Source organism: Catellatospora sp. NPDC049133 (genome assembly GCF_040648455.1).
GTDB classification, from domain to species: Bacteria; Actinomycetota; Actinomycetes; order Mycobacteriales; family Micromonosporaceae; genus Catellatospora; species Catellatospora aurea.
On record NZ_JBEZDT010000099.1, the window covers coordinates 1 to 1,109 of the forward strand.

The window sequence follows — 1,109 nt, forward strand, 5'->3', positions numbered from 1 at the left end:
GAGTTCACCCAGTCGCCCTCGTCGATGTGGAGCAGGTGCTCGATCAGCCGCCGCTCGGTCCGGAACCGGTAGCGCACCTTCTCGTCCGCGGCGATGCGGACCTCCTTGTTCGGGAAGTCCACCAGGATCGACTCGACCAGCTCACCGGCAGGGTCGGTCAGGTCGAACCGCACCGGGCCGCCGACGCCCTGCGCCATCCGGACCGACTCCTCCAGCAGCGGCTCGATGCGCGCCTTCATCCCGGCCAGCACGTCGATCTCCGGATGCGACCAGGACGCCTTCTCCCGCTCGATGACCACCCGCTGCCGCTCCTGGTACGCCTTGAGGTGCTCCTCCTTGCGCGCGAAGAACTCCTCCACGTCCGCGACCGGGTGCGTGGTCTGGCAGGTCTGCTCGGTCAGCGTCGACACCGAACCCGGCAGCAGCACCACGCCGTTGGTCCCGCCGACCTTCGCGTACTCGCGGATGAAGTCCGACTGGTCCGGGAAGATGTTGCCCTCGTCGCCGTGGATGTCGTTGAACTGCCACAGCTCATCGTCGAGGAAACACGGCGGGCCCGCGATCGGGAAGACGTGCGACGCCTTCAGGTCGTCGATGTAGCGCCAGGTGCGGTCGTACTGCCGCTCGCGCTTCTGCTTGCCGAACGCGGTCTTGGCGGCCTGGGGCAGCTCGTAGACCATCGGATACCAGATCGCGCCGGAGAACTGCAGCATGTGCGCGTGCACGTGGCCCAGCTCGGTGAAGCGGATCAGGTCGGTGGGGCGGGCGTCGTTCTGGTTGAGCACGCGCACGCCGTCGTGCTCGACCCACAGCGACGAGTCGCCGATCGGCCCGTCGGTCGGCGAGATCAGCGCCTGGATCATGACCTTCAGACCGCCGTCGAGCTCGTGCACCTCGTCCGACACCGTCTTGAAGAACTTCGTGAAGCCCAGCGCCCGCAGCTCGTCCTCCAGCTGCGAGGTCGGGTACTCCGGCAGCAGCACGGTCGCCTTCTTCGACACGAAGCGCTTCAGGTGCGCCGCGTCGAAGTGGTCCCGGTGCAGGTGGGAGACGTACAGGTAGTCGACGTCGCCGAGGTGCTCCCAGTCGAGCTGCGAGTTGTCCGGGAA

General features: G+C 67.2%; 1 protein-coding gene. It reads right to left on the reverse strand.

Annotation, left to right across the window (positions count from 1 at the left end):
* A partial coding sequence (locus AB0B35_RS42170; protein ID WP_361057548.1) for a (2Fe-2S)-binding protein occupies window positions 1-1,109 on the reverse strand: 1,109 nt, incomplete at both ends.